This is a genomic window from Glycomyces sp. NPDC021274, assembly GCF_040641195.1.
GTDB lineage: Bacteria > Actinomycetota > Actinomycetes > Mycobacteriales > Micromonosporaceae > Glycomyces.
In genome coordinates, this window is sequence record NZ_JBFADC010000006.1 from 109,932 (window position 1) to 131,719 (window position 21,788).

The following is a 21,788-nucleotide window of genomic DNA, read 5'->3' on the forward strand; positions in this document are numbered from 1 at the left end:
AAAGTCAATGTCCATACCACTCAGATTGCATCAAACCGGCCGAGGATGAGCGAGCGTGTGCGCCGAGGGTCGGAGGTGATTTGCCATCAGCTCAGGCGCAACGTCCAGCGACTTAATCACGTTGGTTGACAAACTTGGCGCTTGTTGCGTACTGTGCTGCGCAGTAGTTCAGAGATCTGCATTCCTCGATGCGCCGACCCCCCGCGCCCTCCAGCACAACGAAGCAGTCCTGCGCGGCCGCACCGCCCCGCAGGTCGAGCACCGACCTCTCGTCTACAAAGGAGTACTTCATGCGACGACGCACATTCGCCGCTTCGCTCGGCGCGGCCGCGGTCGTGGCCGGCGCCCTGCCCACCACGGCCTTCGCCAAGCCCAGCCCGCAAGGCAGCGATGCCTACGCCTGGAGGAACGTCGTTGTCAACTGCGGCGGTTTCGTCCCGGGGATCATCTTCAACGAGACCGAGCCGAACCTCATCTACGCCCGCACCGACGTCGCGGGCGCCTTCCGGTGGCAGGAGGGGACGCGGACCTGGAAGCCGCTGACCGACTGGGTCTCCCGCGACAAGTGGGGCTACCAGTACGTGGTCTCGATGGCCTCCGACCCCGTCGAGACCAACCGCGTCTACGCCGCGGTCGGGGCGTACACCATCAGCTGGGACGGGAACAACGGCGCGATCCTGTACTCCGAGGACAAGGGCGACACCTGGGGTGTCGCAGAGCTGCCGTTCAAGCAGGGCGGGAACATGCCAGGCCGCGGCATGGGCGAACGCCTGGCCGTCAACCCGGCCGACAACGCCGAGCTGTACCTGGGCGCACCCAGCGGGAACGGGCTGTGGCGCTCGCGCGACTACGGCCGCACCTGGGCGAAGGTCGAATCCTTCCCCAACCCCGGCAACTTCGTCGTGGACCCGAACAACGAATACCTCTCCGACAACCAGGGCGTCATCTGGATCGACTTCGACCAGATCGGCGGCAAGATCTATGTGGGCGTGGCCGACCCGGCCGATCCACTGTACGTATCCCAAGACGGCGGATCGACCTGGCAGCCCGTCCCCGGCGCCGCCGAGGCGCTCGGCAATGCCGACGGGAACCGCACCATCCCCAAGCAGTCCGCTGTGGACAACACGAACGGCTACCTGTACGTCATCACCAGCTGGGACCCCGGGCCCTACAACGGCGGTCCCGCTTCCGGCCGGGGCGGCCGGATCCAGCGTCTGGCGACCCAGACTGGGGAGTGGACCGATGTCACCCCGCCCTACAACCCGGGCCGCCCCATCCCCGGCTTCGGCGCTGTTACGGTCGACCGCCAGAACCCCGGCACCCTCATGGCGTCCACGTGCAACAACTGGGGCCCCGACGAGATCCTGTTCCGCTCCACCGACTCCGGGGACACCTGGTCGCTCAGCTGGGACCTCGTGAGCGAGAACGTGCGCACCGACCGGTTCGTCATGGACAGCAGCGGCTCGCCGTGGCTGGACTGGCGCGGCACCGACAACGGAGCCTCGTACGCCGTCAAGCACGGCTGGATGATCGAGGGCCTGGCGATCGACCCGCACGACTCCGACCGCATCATGTGGGGCACCGGCGCCACCATCTGGGGCACCGAGAGCTTGACCCAGTGGGACGCCCAAGGCGAACTGATCGGCGAGAACGAGGCGGGCGAGCGCGTCGCCGTGCCGGTCGAGAAGTTCACGGTCGGGGTGCGCGCCGAGGGCATCGAGATGACCTGGGTCCGCGACCTCGCCGCGCTCGGCGGCACACTCGTCTCCGCGATGGGTGACGTCAACGGGTTCGTCCACACCGACCTGGGCCGGGCCGAGCGGATGTTCCACGGTGGCTGGGGCGGCACCAGCCTCGACTACGCCGCCTCCAACCCGGACGTCATCGTCGGCAGCGGCGACGTCCACAGCGACGCCGCCGGCCACGTCACCTTCTCCGCTGACCGCGGCCGGACCTGGCAGGACGCGACGCGACCCGCGGGTGTCCAGAACGGCAGCGGCGGCACCGTCGCGATCACCGCCGACGCCAAGGTGATCGTGTGGTCCCCCAACAACACCGACAAGACCCCGTTCTACAGCACCGACCGCGGTCGAACGTGGCAGTCGGCCCAAGGGCTCCCCGCCGGTGCCCGGGTCCGCTCCGACCGCGTCAACGCCTCGGTCGTATACGCCTACGCCGGTGGCAAGTTCTTCCGCAGTACCGATGCGGGCAAGACCTTCGCCGACACCGGGGCCACCGGCCTGCCCGCCGAAGGCGTCGACGACTTCCGGGTCGCACCCGGCCGTGCAGGCCATGTGTGGCTCGGCGGCCGCAGCGACAAAGCGGGCGTCGCCACCGGCCTGTGGCGCTCGGCCAACGGCGGCACGACCTGGACGAAGGTCAGCGGGGTGGATCTGGCGATCGGCGTCGGCTTCGGCAAGTCCGCCACGCGGCGGGGCTACCCGGCGATCTACATCTCGGCCGACGTCCAGGGCCAGGAAGGCATCTTCCGCTCGATCGACGGCGGCACCACCTGGTGCCGCATCAACGACGACGCCCACCAGTGGGGCTTCGCCGGGTCGGCCATCACCGGCGACCCGAACATCTACGGTCGCGTGTACCTGAGTGCCCGCGGCATCGTCTACGGCGACATCGCCTGAGCGAGTAGGCCGCCCCGCTCGGCGGGGCGGCCTGACACCGACTCCGATCCCCACCCCTTCAAGGATTTCCATCCTTCGACAAAGGAGTCTCGAGATGCATCCCACTACCGCGCAGCGGAGGCGGTTGCGCCTTGGCGTGATCGCCGCCGCTGCCCTCACCCTGCTGACCACCAGCCCCCTCGGGGCGACCGGCGCCCAAGCGGCCCAAGGTTGCGAGGTCGACTACCAGGTCACCGGCCAGTGGTCGGGCGGCTTCAACGCCAATGTCGTGGTCACCAACCTCGGCGACCCCATCGACGGCTGGACCCTCGAATGGGCCTGGCCCCACGGCCAGCGCGTCACGAACCTGTGGAGCGCCAAGGACAAGAGCAAGGCCGACGCGGCCGAGGTCGAGAGCTTGGGCTACAACGCGAAGCTCGCGACCGGGAGCTCGACCTCCTTCGGGTTCACCGGCACCTGGGCCGGCGCCAACACCGAGCCGACCGAGTTCCGCCTCAACGGCCGCCTGTGCGACGGCATCGTCGGCGAGCCGCCGGCCGAGTGGGCCAACGCTGAGGAGCAGGTCGCCGCCATGCAGCCGGGCTGGAACGTCGGCAACACCCTCGACGCCCTCGGCGGCGAGACCAACTGGGGCAACCCGATGATCACCGAGGCGCAGCTCGGGGCGGTGCGGGCGGCGGGCTACAACTCGATCCGCCTGCCGGTCACCTGGGACGAGTTCACCGGCCCCGCACCCGACTACACGATCGCCCCCGAGCGCATCGAGCGCGTCGCGCAGGTGGTCGACTGGGCGCTGGCGAACGAACTCCAGGTCATGCTGAACATCCACCACGACTCGTGGATGTGGATCGACCAGCTGCCGAGCGACAACGACAACGTGATGGCCAAGTTCGAGGCGATGTGGTCGCAGATCGCGACCCGCTTCAAGGACTACCCGGCCGAGCTGTCGTTCGAGAGCAATAACGAACCGGCGTTCGAGGGCGTCACCCTAGAGGAAGGCGACGTCTACAACGCGGAGCTCAACCAGGCGTTCTACGACGTTGTACGGAACTCGGGCGGCAACAACGGCGACCGGCTCCTGGTCCTGCCGTCGCTGCACACCAACGCCGAGCAGGTGCGACTGGACCCGCTCAAGACCATGATCGAGGGCCTCGACGACGACATGGTCGCCGCGACGATCCACTACTACGGCTTCTGGCCGTTCACCGTGAACATCGCCGGTTTCACCACCTTCAACGAGCAGGTCCAACAGGACCTCGCCGGCTACTTCCAGCGGGCGCACGACACGCTGGTGGCGAACGGCATCCCGGTGATCGTGGGCGAGTGGGCGGTGTTCAACTACTCCCATTGGTCGCCTGAGCGGATCGAGCAGGGCGAGATGCTGAAGTTCTTCGAGGACCTGCAGTTCCAGGCCCGAGAGAACGAACTGACGACGATGCTCTGGGACGCCGGCCAGTTCCTCGACCGCGAGACCCTCGAATGGCGCGACCCGTACATCGCCGAGCGCCTCCGGACCGAAGTGACGTCTCGTTCGGGGACGACCTCGTTCGACCGGATCTACCTTGAGCAGTCCGGGACCATCACCGACGAGTCGCTGACGTTGAACCGCAACGGACTCGACTTCGAAGGCCTGTGGCACGAGGACAAGAAGCTGAAGGAGGGCGCCGACTACACGGTCTCGGGCGACACGCTCACCCTGACGGCCGCGGGGCTCACGCGCCTGGCCGGCGACCGCGAATACGGCGTCAACGCCATTGTCGAGGCCCGCTTCTCGGCCGGATCGCCGTGGCGGATCTACATCAAGTCCAACGACCTGCCCGTGCTCTCGGACGCGACCGGGACGACGACCGAGTTCCACATCCCGACCGAGTTCAAGGGCGACAACCTCGCCACCATGGAGGCCAGGTACGCCGACGGCACCAACGCCGGGCCCGCGTCCTGGACCCCGTACCAGGAGTTCGGGCACAGCTTCATCTACGACTACGAAGCGGGCACGATCATCCTCAACACCGTATTCCTCGACTCCCTCAGGGAGGGCGAGCCCGCCACGCTGGCCTTCCACTGGTGGGGCAGCGACACGATCACCTACACGGTCACCAAGACCGGCACGACAGTGACCGGCACGGCTACCTAACCCCCTGAATGCGGGTCCGGCGCAAGGAACGGCTCCGGGCCCGCGTCCCCTGTCGACAAGGAAGGAACCTTTCAAATGACCACTGTCCACCCATGGCGCCGCGGTGCTGCTGCGGTCTTCGCGGTCGCGCTCACGCTGGCGTCCGCGCTGGCGGTCTTCATGGCACCCAAGGCGGCCCATGCCGCACAGCTCACCCAGGTCACCGAGTTCGGGGACAACCCCGGCGGCCTCGAAATGTACGTGTACGTGCCCGACGACATCGGACTGAACCCGGCAGTCCTCGTCTCCAACCACTGGTGCACCGGATCGGCGACCAACGTCTACGACTGGATGCAGTTCGACGAGATGGCCGACCAGTACGGCTACATCGTCGTCTACCCGTCGGTCACCCGCGCCAGCAAATGCTTCGACGTCGCCTCGCAGGCCTCGCTCACCGGGACCGGCGGCGACTCGGTCAGCATCAAGTCCATGGTGGACTACGCGATCGACGAACTCGGCGGCGACGCGAACCGGGTCTTCGCCACCGGCATCTCCTCGGGCGCGATGATGACCAACGTGCTGCTCGGGGTCTACCCCGAGGTGTTCAAGGCCGGGTCGGTCTACGCGGGCGTGCCGTTCACCTGCTTCGCGACGACCGACGGCTCGGAGTGGAACAGCACCTGCGCGACCGGCCAGATCGATCGCACTCCGCAGGAGTGGGGCGACGCGGTCCGCAGCGCCAACCCCGGCTACGACGGGCCGTGGCCGCGCATGCAGATCTTCCACGGCACCGAGGACCAGGCGCTCTACTACCCGAACTTCGGGGAGCAGATCGAGCAGTGGACCAACGTCCACGGCACCGACCAGGTCGCGGAGTTCACCGACCACCCGGAGCCGAACGCGACCCGCACCCGCTACGGCGCCACGGGCGGCCAGGCCCTGGTCGAGGCGGTCAGCTTCGAAGGCGTCGACCACGGCTTGCCGCACCGGCTCCTGGAGACGCTCCGCTTCTTCGGCATCGCCTCGACCGACCAGGCCGCCGGCGAGATCGCGGGCGCGGCCTCGAACCGCTGCGTGAACATCCCCGGCACGGGTGCAGCGAGCCGGAAGCAAGCGGTGCTGTGGAAGTGCAACGGCGGCGCCGCCCAGGCGTTCACCCACACCGCCGAGGGTGAGCTGCGAGTGAACGGCAAGTGCCTCGAAGCGCAGGCCTCGGGCACGACCAAGGGCACCAAGGCCGTGATCGGCGACTGCACGGGTGGCGCACACCAGCGCTGGGACGTCGACGCCGACGGCACCATCACCAACGCTCGCAACGGCCTCTGCCTGGACGCCTTCGGTGGCGGCACACACAACGGCACGCGGCTCATCCTGTGGACCTGCACCGGCGGTTCGAACCAGCAATGGACCATTCGCTAGCCGATCCCCGCAACGGGTGGGGCGCCGAACCGCAGGTTCGGCGCCTCACCCTCCTCGGCTCACGCGCAATATCGGCGCCCGGCCGGAGCCGGTGCCGGCGCACCGTCCAGATCGTGGCGGTGTTCTTGCGGCCCAAGAGGTCGGCGATCGAACTCGCCTCCGAGCGCTGCCTAGTCGACTCCTGCTGCCAACGGCTCGACCTGCCGGGTCGCGAATGCGCGCCGGGCGAAGTAGGCCGCCACGACGAGCAGGCCGGCTGCCGGGAGCCAGAACACGAAGCCGGTCGCGGGCCAGGCGGCGGCCGTGACCGCGGTGATGCCGAGCCAGGTTCCGGCCGACTCCGCACCGCCCCTGACCGCTCCGGCCACACCGTACGCCGCCACAGTCGACATGCGGCCCTTCACCTCCGCCACCTGGGCGTCGTAGGCCGGGCCGAAGACCAGCTCGGCAAGCGTGAACACCACCATGGCGGCGTACGCGACCGCGATCGAGGCGTGGCCGGTGAATCCGAAGAGGAGGATCGCCGCTGCCAGCGCCACATGGGCGGCCGGGAGGATCGTCAGTGCGGCCGCCCGCGGCTGCGCCCGCCGCCGGCGCTCCAGCCAGGCCGTGAGCGGGGTCTGGAGCAGGATCACCAGCGCCGAGTTGACGACGAACAGGTAGGCGATCGCCTTCGAGCCGATCGTGTCGTCGGTGAAGGTGGGCAGCACGTTGAACACCTGGGCGTAGGCGATCCAGGTGATGCCGGTGAAGCCGAGGAAGAGCCAGAATGCCGCCCTGCCTCCCGATGCGGGTTCGTCGTACGCCGGCGTCTGCGGGGCCTCATCGACCTTGGGCACGAAGTGGAGGGAGGCCAGTGCGCCCGTGTACAGGAGCACCGCGCACCAGATGAGGAGTTCCGGGGCTTCGGCGAGGAGGTAGCCCCCGGCCGCGATGCCCGCCGCCGAGCCCGCGTTCACCGCCAGGTTGAGTTTGGAGAACGCCCACAGCCGCTGGTCGGGGGAGTAGGCGACGACCACGAGCGCCTTGAGTGCGGCCGTGGCGGAGGAGAACGCCAGGCCCAGTAGGGAGGCGAAGGCGATCCAGGCGGCCAGGTCGTCGTCCGGGTACAGCGCCATGGCGCCCGCGGAGGCCACCGCCGTGAGGTAGGCGAGCACAACGGAGCGTTTGAGGCCGATGCGGTCGAGGATCCGCGCGGCCATCATGCCCCCGGCTCGGCCGAAGAACAGGCAGAGCGCGACGACCGTGGCGGCCTCGGTGCCGGAGAGCCCGCGCGCGTCGATGAGCCACAGCGCGAGGAAGGGCACGAGCAGGAAGTACGCCGCCGCGCTGCACCCGCGGACGGCGAGGAACGCCAGCTCCGCGCGTTTGGTCGTCATTCAGGCGCTCCCGGTCATTCGAACTCGACCCGGACGCAGTCGAGGGCTCGGTTCGCGTTGTCCAGGGCCTCTTGGGGATCGCGGCCGATCGCGACCACGCCGAGCGCGCGGTCGACCGAGCTCTCGGGGTCGCGCAGCTCCGAGCCCGGCGCCAGCGCGGATTCGATGAAGTTGACGCCGGGCATGTGCCGGGCCACGTCCAGGCCCGCCACCCGGGCGACGTTCCCGGCGGGCAGCGCCCGGTACTGGGTGGTGGCCCAGTAGGTCTGCCGGAGTCGGAAGTCGGGGACACCGCCGACCGCCGCCGTGACGCTCTCGGCGATGGGGTCCACGCCCGTCGCCAGCGGCACGAGCTTCGCGATGTGGTCGCCGCCCGAGCGCGTGTGCGTCTCGATCACTCTGGGGCCCTTGGGCGTCAACTTGACCTCGGTGTGCGTGACGCCGAGCCGCACGCCGATCAGGTCCAGGAAGTCCGAGGTGAACCCGGCCAGCTCCTCGGCTTCGGCGGCGGTCAGCCGCGCCGGGAACAGGTGGCCGGATTCGATCACCGTGCCGGGGAACAGGAATTTCTCGGTGATCCCGAGGATGCGGTGCTCGCCCCCGGCGCTCAGGGCCTCCACCGAATACTCGGGGCCTTCGAGATAGGCCTCCACCAGCAGCGGGAAATCCGCGCCACGAAGTTCGTCCACATTGCTCAGTACCTGGACGCCCGCCGATCCCGCTCCATCACGGGGCTTCGCGACCACCGTGCCGTGCATGGCGATCATGTCCGCGATGTCGCCCCGGTCGTTCGCCATCCGGTGCGCCACGGTGAACCGCTCGTGCCCGTCGAGCACGGCCCGCATGATGCTCTTGTCCATCGCCGCGGCCGTGGCCTGCACCGGGTTCGACGGCAGGCCGAGCCGCCGCGCCACCTCTTCGGCCACGGCCAGGGCCGCCTCGCTGTGGGTCAGCGCGCCCACGATCCGCCCGCGCAGGCCCGCGTCCGCCACCGCGGCCAGCACGTGCTGGGCGTCGGCGGCGTGCTCGATGACGAGGACGCTCAACGGCGCCGCGTGAGCGGGCGCCGCGTCCGGGAAGACCGACACCGCCTCGAAGCCTTTGGCGCGCACTCGGTCCAGGACATTGGGCTTGGGGTTGAAGGCGAGGATGCACCGGCCTTCCTGTAGTCCGCTCACTCGCTGCAGACCTCGACCCGGTAGGCGCCGTGGATCTCCTTGGTGAGGCGGTCGACCTCTTCCTGGCTCCCGGCGCGCGCGAACACGAGCATCGCGGCGGTCGCCGAGTTCTGCCGGGTCGGGACCGCATCGCCGACCTTGAAGTTGGCGACGACGTCCACGACCCCGTCGATCTGGCGCAGCTGGTCCTCTTCGGTGAGTTTCACGATCCGGCCCGGCGGCACGGTCAAGTACCAGTGCGCGATCGGGTCGCCCTCGACCGCTTCGGTCTTCGGGGCGCGCCCGAGCTCCATGTCGAGGCAGGCCGTCCAGATGTCGACGCCGGTCTGCAGCTTGAGCGCGTGGGGGATGCCGCCTCCGGCTGGGCGGCAGGCGATCTCGCTGGCGATGAAGCCGTCCTCGGTCTGGAAGAACTCCATGTGGGTCACGCCTGCCTCGAGTCCCGTCGCCGCCACCGCGCGGCGGTGCAGGTCCAGGATCCGGGCCGAGACCTCGGCGTCGTCCGGGAGCGTCCGCGAACCGAAGTACTCGCCGTGGCCGAGCACCGGCACGAAGTACTCCGAGGCCTTGGCGAACCGCACCTCGCCGTCCTCCACGATCCCGTCGCAGTGGTACTCCGTCTTGATGTCCACGAAGGACTCGACCGCGAGCGGGCAGGTGAGCCTGCGGATGGCGTCGCTGTCATGGCTCCGGGCGAACGCCCGCGCCTCCTCGGCACCGGCAAAGGTGAAGATGTCGAGCGAACCGCCGCCCACGGCGGGCTTGACGACCACGGGCCAACCGGTCTCGTTCCCGGCCTGCTCGATCTGGTCCACGCCCGCGGCCATCGCGAACGGCGCCTGCGGGAGGCCGGCTTCGCGCAACCGCAGCTTCATCACGTACTTGTTCGTGAGCGCGTTCGCGGCCGGGAAGCCGATGCCGGGGATGCCGAAGTACTCGCGGATGAACGCCGCCTGGGCCTGGCCGAGTTCGAACGGCATGAAGATCCGGTCGATGCGCCGCTGGCGCAGCACCTTGAGCACTTCGGCGCGGAGGCTCTCGAGGTCCTGCACGTTGTCGACGAGCCGCACGTCGACGCCCGGCCCGTAGGCCTGGAGGTGCCCCGGTTCGGTGATCACCGTGAGGAACTGCGGGAACAGTGCTTTGAGGACGTGATCGGGCAGGCGGTTCTTCTTGACGTGGATGAGGAGGAGGTTCATGTCAGGCTCCGGAGTCGATGGGGGCGGCGTCGGCGGTGGTCGCCTCGCGCCAGAGGCCGAGCGCGGTCTGGGCGGCGCGGTCGCTGTAGGAGAAGACGACGGCGGCGCCGTCGTCCACGTTGTGGCGGTAGGGGGTCCAGGCGGGGAGCACCAGCACGTCGCGCGGGCCCCAGTCGAACGTCGTGCCGCCCACGGTCGTCGAGCCCGAGCCCTCGATCGGGACGAACACCGTGGCGTCGGTCGACCGGTACGAGCCCTTGCCCGGTCCGGCGGGGAGCAGGCTCAGGAAGGCGCTCATGGTCTTCAGGATCGGTCCGCCCGTGGACGGGTCGATGTACTCGGCCTCCCAGCCGCGCACGGGGTGCGGCACGTGGTGCGCCGCGAACTGCTCGAGCCGCTTCAGCGCATCCGCATACGGGTAGGTGGCGACGGGGTTGGAGCGCTGCGGCCGGTCGGTCGGTTTCAGTCCGACGGCCCAGAGTCCGGCGCGTCCGTCCGGTTCGGACTCCTGGTTCCGGGAGGGGAACTGCTCCATGAACGAGGTGTCGTAGAAGGCGACGGTGGGGATGTCGAGCGCGTCGAGCCACACGGTGTCCTCGGCGGGCGCGCCGTCGTTGCCGTGGTCGTGCCAGGACCAGGGCGGGGTGACCACGACATCGCCGAAGCCCATGCCGATCTTCTCGCCTTCGACGGTGCTGTAGGCGCTCTCGCCTTCAAGGATGAGGCGCAGCGCGGACTGCGTGTGCCGGTGGGCCGGGGCGATCTCGCCGGGGCGCACGAGCTGGAGTCCCGCGTACAGCGTCCGCGTGATCGAGGAGGTGCCGGGGAGGGCGGGGTTCTCCAGGATGAGGACGCGGCGCTCGGCCTGCTCGACGCTGATGAGCTCCCCGGCGAGCTTGAGGTGCTCGCGGGCGGTGTCGTAACGCCAGTGGTGCGCGGCCGCGCCGCCGGCGGGCTCGGGGCGGACGAGGTCTTTGAAGCGGTCCCAGAGGGGGACGAGGCCGTCGTCGGCGACGGAGGCCGAGAATCGGTCCAATGTGCTCATACGGTTCCTCCGAACGGGGTGTAGAGCCAGGTGAGGTGGTCGAGCAGCTGCTCTTCGCCGAGGCCGAGGAGCATGGCGTCGCGCCGCTCGGCGGCGGGCCCCCGGGGGTGGTAGACCTCGGTGGCCAGCCGCCGTGAAAGCCGCTGGACGCGGGCGGTGCGGTCGCGGCGGGTGGCGGCGTAATCGTCGAGGGCCGCTCGGGGGTCGTCGTGTCCGGCGAGCCGGTCGGCGAGCACGGCGGCGTCCTCGATCGCCATGCACGCCCCTTGGGCCGCGTACTGGAGCATCGGGTGCGCGGCGTCGCCGAGGAGCGCCGCGCGGCCCTTGACCCAGGTGTCGGCGGGTTCGCGGTCGCGCAGGGTCCAGCGCCGCCATCCGGTGCCCGCGTTGAGGAACGCGCGGGCCTGGTCGCCGACGCTGTCGAAGAGGCGCCGCACCTGGGCGTCGGAGACCGCCTCGCCGCGGGCCACGTCGTGGGAGCCGTCGTTGACGGTGATCACGGCGTTGTAGACCTTGCGATCCTTGAGCGGGTAGTGCACGAGGTGGCAGTCGGGTCCGGCCCACAGCACGGCCCCGTCGACCCGGCAGTGCTCGGGCATCCGCTCGGGCGCGATGAGGCACCGGAAGGTCGCGTGTCCTGAAGGGATTGGATCGCCGTCGCCGGCGATGCCCTGCCGGAACCGCGAGTGGAGTCCGTCGGCGGCGATGACGCAGCGGCCCTCCCAGCGGCGACCGTCGGCGGTCCGCGCCTCGACGCGGTCGGGAAGCTCGTCCCAGCCGGTGACCTGGGCCGAAGGCACGAGCGCGATGTGTTCTGAGGCCTTGCAGGTCTCGTAGAGCGCGGTGAGCAGGTCGCCGCGGTGGATCACGCCGTACCCGGCGCCGAACCGTTCAAGGAAGCGCCCTCGGAGGTCGAGCCGGATGAGGCGGCGTCCTTCGAGCGCGTCGCGGATCTCCAGGTACGCCACGGGGATCAGCCGGTCGCGGACGCGGTCCCCGGCGCCGATCCGGTCGAGCACGGCGAGGGCGTTGGGACCCAGCTGGATCCCGGCGCCGATCTCCTCGAACCCGGCGTTCCGTTCGAGCACCGTGGAGGGGATGCCCTTGCGGGCCAGGCTGATCGCGGCCGCGAGACCGCCGATCCCGCCGCCGGCTATCAGCACCGGGAGCACGCTCATGCCGCCACCCCGCGTTTCATGAGGATCGGGGCGAGCCGTTCGAGCGCGAGGCGGGTGGTGGCGAGGTCGTGGACCATCGCGACCCGCACGTACCCGGCCGCGGGTGCGGTGCCGTCGTGCGCCTCCGGCCCGAGGTAGGAGCCGGGCACCACGCGGAGTCCGGCGCTCTCCCAGCACTCGAGGGCCGCGGCCTCGTCGTCGTCGACCCGCAGCCACAGGAACATCCCGGCCTCCGGCGAGCGGTAGCCCGGCAGGTCGCCGAGGATCGTGTCGGCGGCGTCGAACAGCTCGCGGTAGAACGCCCGAATCCGGTCCACATGCGACTCGTCGCCGAGGAGGTCGGCGGCGGCGGCCAGGTTCGGGCAGCCCACCGTCCCGGCCGCGTAGGCGCGCAGGTCGATGAGGCTCTTGACGAGCCGCCGGTCGCCTGCCGCGAAGCCGACGCGCAGGCCCGGCGCCGACGAGCGCTTCGACAGCGAGTTCACCGCCAGTACCTGCGCATACGGGTCCGCGCCGGGTTCGGCGCGTTCGGCGCACACGCGCAGGACCCCGTACGGGGCCCGTCCGCGGTAGATCTCGCTGTAGCACTCGTCGACCGCGAGGATGAACCCGTGCCGCCGCGCCAGGCCGACCGCTCGCGCCAGGTACTCCGGATCGGCCACCGCCCCTTCGGGATTGGTGGGGGAGCAGACGGTGAACAGGGCCGTCTCAGGTCCGAGACGGTCTACTTCGTCCAGATCCGGCAGGAACCCGTGCTCCTCGGCCGAAGGAAGGTAGACCGCTTCGAGGCCGGTGAGCCGCGCCGCGGCCCGGTAGGGCGCGTAGTGCGGGGTGGGCATGAGCGCGAGGCCCGGCCCGGCCGCGAGCAGGCCGAGTTGGAACAGCACCTCGCGGGCTCCCGAACTCGGCATGACGGCCTCGGGGGCGATCGGCGGGTCCAGCCGGAACCGGCGTTCGAGCCAGCCGGCCGCGGCCTCGCGGAACGCCGCCGTGCCCTCGTTCCTGGGATATGACCCCAATGTGGACCCGTGCTCGGCGAGCCGGGAGGCGAGCCAGTCCGGGGGAGCGACGCGCGGCTCCCCGATCGTCAGATCGATCGTGTCGCCCGGAGGCGGCTCGATGCCCTCGAGCAGGGCCGCCACGCGCGGGAACGGATGCGCGCCGAGCTGCGCGATCGCGGGGTTGACAAGTGCGCCGCTCATACGACCGCCTCGATCTCGACCAGCAGGTCACCGCGGCAGATGTCCACGTTGAACACCGCCAGCGAGGCCCGCGGACCGAAGGCCTCCTCGCAGAACGCCCGCACGTAGGGCACGTGATGCGCATGGCGCACATAGGCCTTCACCGTGTCGGCGTCCGTCAGCCCCTTCGCGGAGCCGTAGCAGTCCGCGATGAGCTCGGCGATGTTGTCGGCCGTCGTCGCGCACTGCTTCTCGATGTCGCCCGCGAACACGGTCTCGTGGCCGAGGATGCTCGCGGTGCCGGAGACGAACAGCGTGGGCGCCTCGCCCGGACGCGTGGTCATCGCCGTGGCCCGCGCGAAACTGGGGCTGCGCGGCCCGTACCGCTCGGGGTACTCGTACGCGGGCGTCTGCCGGCGGTTCTCGATGTGGCGCACCTCGGCGTCCTTGACCGCCAGCAGGAAAAACGAGATCCCGCTGCCCGTGGTGCCGATGCCGGTGGCGGCCGGCATCGAGCGGTAGAACTCCGGGTGGGCGCTGAACGCGTCGGCGCGGCCCTTGCAGAAGTCCCGGTAGACCTCCAGGCCGTCGGCGTTCGCCGCGTTGATGGTCTCGATGAAGTTCCACACCCGAAGCAGCCGCCGGTAACCGTGGGATTCGAGGAACGCGAAGACCTCGCGGTAGCGGCGCTCCACGACCGGCGCGTACACCGAGCGATGCTCGACGGTCGCGGCGCAGAACGCCACCTCGTCGCCGCACGCGTAGAGGATCTCCCCGGCGCTGCCGGTCTCGGGCGGCTCCTGGGACCACCAGGTCTCCAGGTGCCCGGGCTCGCCGGGACGCGCCATCGGCACCGTCATGGCGACGTGCCCGGCGGCGAGGTCGAGTGACGCGGGAGCGCTGCGGAATGCGACCGCGGCCATCGGGAATCCTCGGGAGGCGTCCGCGAAAGGCGCGGGCACATCCTCCTCTGTACAGGGTCGAAGGGTGGAACTGATCAAACTGGTCACCTCGCCGAGAAGTCAGACCCGAGCACGACGAGCTCAGGCCGAAGTCGGGAGCGGGCACGGCATCGTGATCGCTTTCCGCAATACAGTGAACGACTTGCAAATGGAACGGGACGATTGATGAAAGGCCGCATGGATGGGTTTCCGGCCTGTCTCGAATCCTCGGAGAATCTAACATGACGCACCGATCACGTTCCTTCACTGGATTCCAATAAATCAGTGAATCGATGGGAAAGACCAGGTAGACGCCTAGGCGAAGAGTGAAAAGTGTTTCAGGACACATGCATCAGCGGCCTCATTAATGGCAATTCGCCACTTCCGTACAAGATCAACTTCGCATTCCCGGTGTCGATCATGAAAATGATCTTGGACCTCCGGATCCCACTCGGTAATGTCCATCACATTGACTGGAGTTGATCTTGAACCTCTGATTACCTGGCTCCGGCTATGCCCCCTTCTTCGGAGTCGACAATGCGAAATGCCAATTCCCTGAAGTCCGCCAAGGAAGCAACCCGGTTCAGGCGCGGCTACACCACCCCGGCCCGCCTCCGCGAAGACATCAAAGCCGCCCACCGCACCAGGCCCTGGCGCACCGTCGCCGCCGCGTTGACCGACCAGATCGTCGTCATCGCCGCCTGCGTCATCGCCGGCCGGCTGCTCATCGCCGAGCCGCTCATCGGCGCGCCGCTCGCCCTCATCGCCGCGGTCCTGACCGGGCGGCACCTGCGCGCACTCGAGAACCTCGTCCACGAAGGCTCCCACTTCAATTGGAGCCGCAGGCACCGAGCGCTCAACGACGCCCTTGCGATCGCGCTGGCCGCACTCCCGACCGGCGCGCAGCTCTCCGGCTACCGCGAGAGCCACCTGCGGCACCACGGCGCCTTCGGCACCGATGAGGATCCGGACCTCCAGCGGTACCGCGAGCTCGGCCTCGAAGCGATCGACCGCACCCGCGCGGGGGACTTCGCCCGTGAACTGCTCCGGCGGCTGCCCGCCTACCAGCGCACCTGGTGGCGCGACAGCGTCCAGGCCTCACCGGCCATGACGTTCCTGCCCGTGGCCTGGGCCGCCGTGTTCGTCCTCGCCCCGGCCTGGGCGCTGGCCGGTGCTCCGGCGGGCCTGGCGGCCGTCGCCGTCTGGCTCATCGGATTCGTTGCGGCCCTTCCGGTCCTGCGGTTCGTCGCCGAGTCCAGTGAGCACGTCTACCAGGGCTCCGACACGGTCTTCGACGCCACGATCTCGAACCTCGGCATCGTCCAACGCGCGCTGTTCCATCCCCATAACGATGGGTACCATACGGTTCATCACATGTGGCCGGGCGTGCCGCACCACCGGCTCGCCTGGCTCCACCGCAGGCTCATGCAGGGCGATCCCGAGTACGCGGCGCGGCTGCGCCGGCGCACGGGCGTCCTCATGGCACCCGTCCGCGGTGGCGCGCACATGACCCCGACTGAGGAGAGGACCAGGTAGTGAGCCGCGAATTCACCATCGACCCGGCGGTCGCCGAGGCGTTCCCGCAGGTGCGCATCCACTTGATCGCCGTCGAGGCGATGCGCAACGGCGAGGCGTGGCCGAAGGCCGCCGCGGCCCTGGACGAACTGGAAGCGGATGCGGCAGCGGGGGAGTGGACCGCCCTGGACGCCGAAGACCCGCGCATCGCGACCTGGCACACGGCCTACCGCTCGTTCGGCACCAACCCGAAGCGGATGCGCCCGAGCGTTGAAGCGCTGCAACGCCGGCTCGCGAAGGGCGGCCGGCTGCCGCGGATCACGCCTGCCGTCGACGCCTACAACTCGGTCTCGGTCCGGTACGGCGTGCCCGCAGGCGCTTTCGACCTGTCCGCACTGGACCCGCGTGTGGACGTTCGCCGCGCCGTTGAAGGCGACGCCTTCACACCCCTCGGGGAACCCGAGGTCCGCGAGGCGCCGAAGCCCGGCGAGATCGTGTACGCCCAAGGGCACGAGGTCCTGACCCGCCACTGGAACCACCGCGACGCGGACGTCACCAAGGTGACCGCCTCGACCACCGAGGCCGTCTTCATCCTCGACTGCGTGAGCGAGGAGGCCCGCGCGGCCTCCGACGCCGCCGCCGACCGGCTCAAGGAGCTCCTCTCCGAGGGCGCCACCGTCACCGACCATCACGTGATCGACGCGGACACGCGTTCGGCGCGCGTCGGATCCGAAGGACCGCAGGGCGAGTGACCGCCGCCTTCTTCACGGGGCTCGCCCTCGGGCTCGCGCTCATCGTGCCCATCGGGGCGCAGAACGTATTCGTGTTCGGACAGGCGATCACGCTCGGCATGCCGCGCGCCCTGTGGGCGGTGGTCGGCGCCGCCGCCTGCGACACCCTCCTGATCGTCCTCGGCGCGGCCGGGACCTCGGCACTGCTCAACTCGGTACCGGGGGTGCGGCCCGCGATGCTCGTCGCGGGCGCGCTGTTCCTGACCTACCTCGGCGTGAAGTCCTTGCGCACCAAGCCCTCCGAATTCGACGACCAGACCGGCATGCTGTCGCGCGGCCGGGTGCTGCGCCAGACCGTGGCCGTCTCGCTGCTCAACCCGCACGCGATCCTCGACACCGTGGGCGTCCTCGGCGCGGCCATCACCGCTCAGGCGGTCGCCACGCGCGTGCCGTTCGCGCTCGGCGCGGTGGCGGCCTCGTGGACCTGGTTCCTGGTGCTCGCGACGGCCGCACACGGCATGCGGCGCTTCCTCACGAAGGAGCGCCGCGTCTGGTTCGACCGCATCTCCGGCATCATCCTGCTGGTCTTCGCGGCCTGGCTCGCAGTCGAGTTCGTGCAGACCTTGATCTAGGCGGAGTCGCTGCGCAGGAAGGCGTTCGGAGACCGGACGTCAACGTGCGAGCGATCGTGGCAGGCCGAATCGCGGGAGCACGCCGCTGTCGAACTTGACGAGGGCGCTGATGCGGTCGCCCGCCAAGGTGACGACGGTGAGGCCGGTACCCAGGCGCGGTCTTCCGGGAGCCGGGTCGAGATAGGTCGCGAACGCCGGCTGGCCGTTGGCGCGCGTGGGGACGAGGGCGAGCGACCAGCCTTCGTTCATGACCGCGGCGAAGAAGTCGGCGGCGACCTCGCGGCCCTCGTACTCGAGCGGGATCGGCGGCATGGAGACACGGACGTCCTCGGCGAAGAGCGCGACCAGTCCGTCGACATCGCCTGCGGCGTAAGCCCGGACGAACTTGTCGATGAGGGCCTGCTCGGCGGCCGAGTCGGGCGCGGGAGCCGGTTCGTGGTCGTTCGGCAGTCGCCGTCCGAGTCCCGCGCGGGCGCGTTTGAGGGCACTGTGGACGGATTCGGTGGTCGAGTCGAGCATCTCGGCCACCTCGTCGGCGCGGTACCCGAGCACGTCGCGCAGGATGAGGACGGCGCGCTGGCGGGCGGGCAGCAGCTGCACCGCGGTCGTGAACGCGAGTGAGATCGCCTCGGTCTGCTCGTAGCGGGCCTCAGGACCCGGCACGACGGTGAGCGCGCCTTCGAGCAGCGCGTCCGGGTAGGGCTCGAGCCAGGTGACCTCGCCGATCCGGGTCGGTTCCGGCGGTTCGACGCCGGGGTTGCCCCACGCCCGCGCCGGACGGCGGCGCGTCGAGCGCAGCGCGTTGAGGCACCGGTTGGTGGCGACCCGGTAGAGCCAGGTCCGGATCGAGGAGCGGCCCGCGAACCCGCCGAGGCCGCGCCAGGCGTCGAGCAGCGTGTCCTGCAGTGCGTCCTCGGCGTCCTGCACCGAACCGAGCATCCGGTAGCAGTGGACCTGGAGCTCGCGCCGGTACGGCTCGGTCAAGCGCCGGAACGCTTCGCCGTCCCCTGCTCGCGCCTCGGTCAGCAGTTCGGTCGCGGCCATCTCGTCACTCCGCTCCTGTCGGAAGGTGCTCATGCATGTGTCGACACCGGCGGGGCCGCGAATTGGTCGCTCCGGGACCGACCAATTCCGCGCGTCCGCGGTGCCTACCCCTTCGAAGCCGCTCGAGACGGCAACCCAGCAGGCACCCGGTCCTCCCGGACCGCGTACCAATCTACGGAGGAACCATGACGTTCACTGACACGACCGTCCTCATCACAGGCGCCAATCGCGGCCTGGGCAGGGCGCTGGTCGCCGAGGCCCTGGAACGGGGCGCGAAGCGCGTGTACGCCGGCACCCGCGGCCCGCTGACCCACCCGGACGGGCGGGTCGCGCCGATCCGGCTCGACGTGACCGACACCGACGACATCCGGGCGGCCGCCGAGGAGATCGGCGCACTCGACGTCCTCGTCAACAACGCCGGGATATCGCTCCCGGACGCACTCGACGATCGGGACGCGCTCGAACGGCACTTCGCCGTCAACTGCTTCGGCCCCTATGCGGTGACGCAGGCGTTCCTGCCGGCGCTGCGGCGTTCCCGCGGCCGCATCGTCAACATCCTGTCGCTGTCGGGGGTGGCGGCCATGCCGCTCCAGCCGACGTACTCGATGTCGAAGGCGGCGGCGTTCTCGATGACCCAGTCGCTGCGGATGCTCACGGCAGGGGACGGCATCAGCGTGCACGCTGTGCTGCTCGGTCCGACGGACACCGACATGACCCGCGGCTTCGACATCCCGAAGGCCGCGCCGGACGCGGTCGCGCGCCGGGTCTTCGACGGCGTGGAGAAAGGCGAGGAGGACCTCTTCCCGGATCCGCTGTCGGCGTCCGCGACCGCGGGCTGGGACGGCGGGCCGACCAAGGCGCTCGAACGCCACATGGCGACCTACCTGGCGGGCGGCGACCGTGACTGACCTCAATGGGACGACGGCACTCGTCGTGGGCGGCGGCCGGGGCCTCGGGCGCGGCATCGCGCTCGCGTTCGCCGACGCGAAGGCCTCGGTGGTCGCAGTGGCCCGGACCGGCAAGGACCTCGACGAACTGGTCGCCGCGAGCGGCCAGATCCGGGCCGAGACGGCCGACGCGACCGATCCGGAGGTCGCGTGGCGGCTGCTCGACCGGTACGAACCCGAGGTCCTCGTCCTGGTCGCGGGCGCCAATCCGGTGATGCGACCGCTCCAGCACCAGACTTGGGAGACGTTCTCCGCCAACTGGAACGCCGACGTCAAGATCGCGTTCACGTGGCTGCGCGAGGTGCTCTTGAAGCCGCTGCCGCCCGGCAGCCGGATCGTGGTGGTCAGCAGCGGCGCGGCGATCGGCGGGTCGCCCGCCAGCGGCGGCTACGCGGGGGCCAAGGCGGCCCAGCGGTTCATCGCCGGGTACGCCCAGGACGAGTCGGACCGGGCCGGTCTCGCCCTCACCGTGACCGCCGTACTGCCCAGGATCACGCCGTTCGGCGATGTGGGCAGGCGCGGCATCCGCGCGTACGCCGCCCGGAACGGCGAGACCGAGGACGCGTTCCTGAAGCGCCTCGGCGACCCGCTGACACCGGAGCAGGCGGGATCGGCGGTGCTGGGCCTCGTCCGCACCGACCCGGCGGACCTTGCCGCCGGATACGTGCTCACCGCGGCCGGACTGACCGAACTGCCGTGACCACTGCAATACGTGCCTACGTTGACCTGAAGCGGGCCATGCGGAGCGCTGACGGTCGTCGTTGACCGATGCGGCACGGCGTGCTCCGGAGGAAGGTGATCGGGCTTCCTCCGGAGTAGCGCGTCAGCGCTGGGTCAGCGAGATGCGGTTGCCGCTGGGATCGGCGACCACGGATCGGCGGGGTGCGTAGTCGGTCTCGAAGGGCGGCTGGACGAGTGCGGCTCCCGCGGCGAGCGCGGCCGCGTGAGCGGCGTCCAGGTCGTCGACGTAGAGCCCGAACATCGCGGGACCGAACCGGCCGCCCGCTCCCGCCGACTCATCGAGCGTCAGCAGGAAGAACGAGTCGGTCTCCCACGCGCCGAACTGGAACGAGGCGATGCTCTCGTCGTATTCGAGGCCGAACGCCTCGGTGTAGAACTTGACGGTCGCCTCGAGGTTGCGGGCAGGAACGGTCACCTGTACCACCCGGTCCTCCTTCGTGATTGCCATGCTGGTCCCTTCTTCGTGGTGCCGGCCGATGGTCTCGGCCAGTCGTGCGATGGCATGAGCCCGCTCCAGGAGCCGCTCGCGGTGCGCATGCAGCACCGCGGCGGCGTCCGGTCCGCTCTGGTCGGCCAGCAACGTCCGGATCTGGTCGATGGGCACGTCGACTGAGCGCAAGTGGCGGATCAGCGTCGCCTGCGCGGCTTGGTCGAGCCGGTAGCGCCGGTATCCGGTGCCGGGATCGACCCGGGCCGGTCGCAGCAGATCGACCTCGTCGTAGTGGCGCAGTGCCGGTATCGACAGGCCCGTCTTGACGGAGAACTCGCCGATGCTGAGCAGTTCGCGATGACTCATACCGACCACGCTATGGGCTCCGGTCACCTGAGGGTCAAGCCTCGGCCAGCACCCTTTTGCCGAATTCGGGCGGACGTCTTCGAGCCGCGGTCGGCCAGGCGCCCCGGGCCGAAGCGGTGGCCCGGTCCTACGCCGCCCGTTTCCCCGGTTCGGATGCGGCGGCGACCGCCGCTCGATCGCTCTTCGAGAGTGCTTGGCGGATCATGTTCTCCTGCAAGGGCTTTGCTCGTCTGCGGAGGCTTCCCAACAGCACTCCTCCTACTACCAGGACACCGCCTAGCGCCTCGGCGAGCGTCACCGTCTCGCCCAGGATCAGCCAGGCCGCGGTCATGCCGGTGATCGGGACCAGCATCGAGAACGGCGCCACCACGCCCGCGGGGTGGCGCGACAGCAACCAGGTCCAGAGCCCTGAACCGAGGATCGTACCGATCACCACCGTGTAGAGCAGGCCGACCACGGCACCGACCGCGCCCGGGTCGCCGAGCCCGGTCAGGGAGTCGCCGATGCGCGACGGCCCCTCCACCCACATCGCCAGCGCCAGCATCGGCAGCGGCGGGACCACCGACATCCACAGTGTCAGATGCAGCGGATTCGCCGCCCTCGCCTGCCGGTTGCAGATGTTGCCGATCGCCCATCCGAGTGCACCGGCGAGCGTCAACAGGAACGGGATGACGCTGGCGTGCTCGGCGCGCTGCCAGCCCACCACCGCGAGTCCGCCGACCGCGACCAGGATGCCGATCAACTGCAGGCCGCTCACGCGCTCCCGCAGGAAGGTGGCCCCCAGCAGCATCGTGAGCGGCCCGGAGGCCTGGAGGACCAGGGAGGCCAGACCGGCCGGCATTCCGGCGGCCATGCCCCAGTACAGGAACAGGAACTGCACGGTCCCGAAGCCGAGCCCGTAGCCGATGAGCCAGCGCAGCGGTACGTCGGGCCGCTTGACCAGGAGCACCGTGGGGACGGCGATGAGCGCGAACCGCAGCGCGACGAGGAACATCGGCGGGAAGTGCTGCAGCGAAGCGTCGATGGCGATGAAGTTGAGACCCCACATGACGGCGACCGCCATGGCGAGTACTACGTGACGAACAGGCATGGCTCCATGATGCGGACCAT

General features: G+C 69.8%; 18 protein-coding genes. 8 read left to right on the plus strand and 10 right to left on the minus strand.

Features of this window, described 5'->3' with window-relative positions; translation table 11 throughout:
* Nucleotides 1-290: 290 nt before the first annotated feature.
* From AB0I03_RS15455 to AB0I03_RS15465, 3 genes are all read left to right on the plus strand, one after another.
* Nucleotides 291-2,639 carry a xyloglucanase gene (locus AB0I03_RS15455; protein WP_360412496.1) on the plus strand — a complete coding sequence of 783 codons (2,349 nt, stop codon included), beginning with the start codon at nt 291-293 and terminating at the stop codon, nt 2,637-2,639.
* 94 nt (nt 2,640-2,733) lie between these two features.
* Nucleotides 2,734-4,773, plus strand: a complete 2,040-nt coding sequence (locus AB0I03_RS15460; RefSeq protein WP_360412499.1) for a cellulase family glycosylhydrolase — start codon at nt 2,734-2,736, stop codon at nt 4,771-4,773.
* A gap of 75 nt (nt 4,774-4,848) precedes the next feature.
* Nucleotides 4,849-6,171 carry a PHB depolymerase family esterase gene (locus tag AB0I03_RS15465; protein WP_360412502.1) on the plus strand — a complete coding sequence of 441 codons (1,323 nt, stop codon included), beginning with the start codon at nt 4,849-4,851 and terminating at the stop codon, nt 6,169-6,171.
* Nucleotides 6,172-6,341: 170 nt separating this feature from the next.
* On the opposite strand, the gene AB0I03_RS15470 is transcribed toward AB0I03_RS15465, so the two are convergent.
* From AB0I03_RS15470 to AB0I03_RS15500, 7 genes are read right to left on the minus strand one after another with little or no spacing between them, the layout of a single operon-like run.
* The gene (locus tag AB0I03_RS15470; RefSeq protein WP_360412505.1) at nt 6,342-7,550 is read right to left on the minus strand and encodes an MFS transporter; all 1,209 of its coding nucleotides are present in this window, start codon (nt 7,548-7,550) and stop codon (nt 6,342-6,344) included.
* A 14-nt stretch (nt 7,551-7,564) separates the two neighbouring features.
* Complete coding sequence (locus AB0I03_RS15475) at nt 7,565-8,728, minus strand: ATP-grasp domain-containing protein (protein ID WP_360412508.1); 1,164 nt, start codon at nt 8,726-8,728, stop codon at nt 7,565-7,567.
* Nucleotides 8,725-9,927, minus strand: coding sequence for an ATP-grasp domain-containing protein (locus AB0I03_RS15480; RefSeq protein WP_360412511.1), 1,203 nt, complete (start codon nt 9,925-9,927; stop codon nt 8,725-8,727). Before AB0I03_RS15480 ends, AB0I03_RS15475 begins: the two co-directional genes overlap by 4 nt.
* Nucleotide 9,928: 1 nt before the next feature.
* Complete coding sequence (locus tag AB0I03_RS15485; protein ID WP_360412514.1) at nt 9,929-10,972, minus strand: cupin domain-containing protein; 1,044 nt, start codon at nt 10,970-10,972, stop codon at nt 9,929-9,931.
* Nucleotides 10,969-12,150, minus strand: a complete 1,182-nt coding sequence (locus AB0I03_RS15490; RefSeq protein WP_360412517.1) for an FAD-dependent monooxygenase — start codon at nt 12,148-12,150, stop codon at nt 10,969-10,971. Before AB0I03_RS15490 ends, AB0I03_RS15485 begins: the two co-directional genes overlap by 4 nt.
* A complete protein-coding gene (locus AB0I03_RS15495; protein ID WP_360412520.1) occupies nt 12,147-13,352 on the minus strand; it encodes an aminotransferase class I/II-fold pyridoxal phosphate-dependent enzyme in 1,206 nt (401 codons plus the stop codon). The genes AB0I03_RS15490 and AB0I03_RS15495 overlap by 4 nt, the downstream gene beginning before the upstream one ends.
* The gene (locus tag AB0I03_RS15500; protein ID WP_360412523.1) at nt 13,349-14,254 is read right to left on the minus strand and encodes an FkbO/Hyg5 family chorismatase; all 906 of its coding nucleotides are present in this window, start codon (nt 14,252-14,254) and stop codon (nt 13,349-13,351) included. Before AB0I03_RS15500 ends, AB0I03_RS15495 begins: the two co-directional genes overlap by 4 nt.
* 555 nt (nt 14,255-14,809) lie before the next feature.
* Between AB0I03_RS15500 and AB0I03_RS15505 the strand changes: the two genes are divergently transcribed.
* Genes AB0I03_RS15505 through AB0I03_RS15515 form a run of 3 tightly spaced genes read left to right on the plus strand, consistent with a single transcriptional unit; the run spans nt 14,810 to nt 17,150 of the window.
* The gene (locus AB0I03_RS15505; RefSeq protein ID WP_360412526.1) at nt 14,810-15,808 is read left to right on the plus strand and encodes a fatty acid desaturase; all 999 of its coding nucleotides are present in this window, start codon (nt 14,810-14,812) and stop codon (nt 15,806-15,808) included.
* On the plus strand, nt 15,808-16,539 hold the full coding sequence (locus AB0I03_RS15510; RefSeq protein WP_360412529.1) for a phenylalanine--tRNA ligase beta subunit-related protein: 732 nt from the start codon (nt 15,808-15,810) through the stop codon (nt 16,537-16,539). Before AB0I03_RS15505 ends, AB0I03_RS15510 begins: the two co-directional genes overlap by 1 nt.
* Entirely contained in the window at nt 16,536-17,150 is a 615-nt protein-coding gene (locus tag AB0I03_RS15515) for a LysE family transporter (RefSeq protein WP_360412532.1), read from the plus strand. The genes AB0I03_RS15510 and AB0I03_RS15515 overlap by 4 nt, the downstream gene beginning before the upstream one ends.
* Before the next feature lie 39 nt (nt 17,151-17,189).
* Here AB0I03_RS15515 and AB0I03_RS15520 read toward each other — a convergent pair whose 3' ends face one another.
* Nucleotides 17,190-18,194 (minus strand): sigma-70 family RNA polymerase sigma factor, encoded by a 1,005-nt coding sequence (locus tag AB0I03_RS15520; RefSeq protein WP_360413084.1) that lies wholly within the window; start codon nt 18,192-18,194, stop codon nt 17,190-17,192.
* Nucleotides 18,195-18,379: 185 nt separating this feature from the next.
* Here AB0I03_RS15520 and AB0I03_RS15525 point away from each other — a divergent pair, with 185 nt between their 5' ends.
* Both AB0I03_RS15525 and AB0I03_RS15530 read left to right on the plus strand, forming a co-directional pair.
* Entirely contained in the window at nt 18,380-19,102 is a 723-nt protein-coding gene (locus AB0I03_RS15525; protein ID WP_360412535.1) for an SDR family NAD(P)-dependent oxidoreductase, read from the plus strand.
* Nucleotides 19,095-19,841, plus strand: a complete 747-nt coding sequence (locus AB0I03_RS15530; RefSeq protein WP_360412538.1) for an SDR family oxidoreductase — start codon at nt 19,095-19,097, stop codon at nt 19,839-19,841. Before AB0I03_RS15525 ends, AB0I03_RS15530 begins: the two co-directional genes overlap by 8 nt.
* Before the next feature lie 123 nt (nt 19,842-19,964).
* On the opposite strand, the gene AB0I03_RS15535 is transcribed toward AB0I03_RS15530, so the two are convergent.
* Both AB0I03_RS15535 and AB0I03_RS15540 read right to left on the minus strand, forming a co-directional pair.
* Nucleotides 19,965-20,678, minus strand: coding sequence for a MerR family transcriptional regulator (locus tag AB0I03_RS15535; protein ID WP_360412541.1), 714 nt, complete (start codon nt 20,676-20,678; stop codon nt 19,965-19,967).
* Nucleotides 20,679-20,805: 127 nt separating this feature from the next.
* Nucleotides 20,806-21,768: an EamA family transporter gene (locus AB0I03_RS15540; protein ID WP_360412544.1), complete on the minus strand. Its 963-nt coding sequence runs from the start codon at nt 21,766-21,768 to the stop codon at nt 20,806-20,808.
* Between the last annotated feature and the right edge of the window lie 20 nt (nt 21,769-21,788).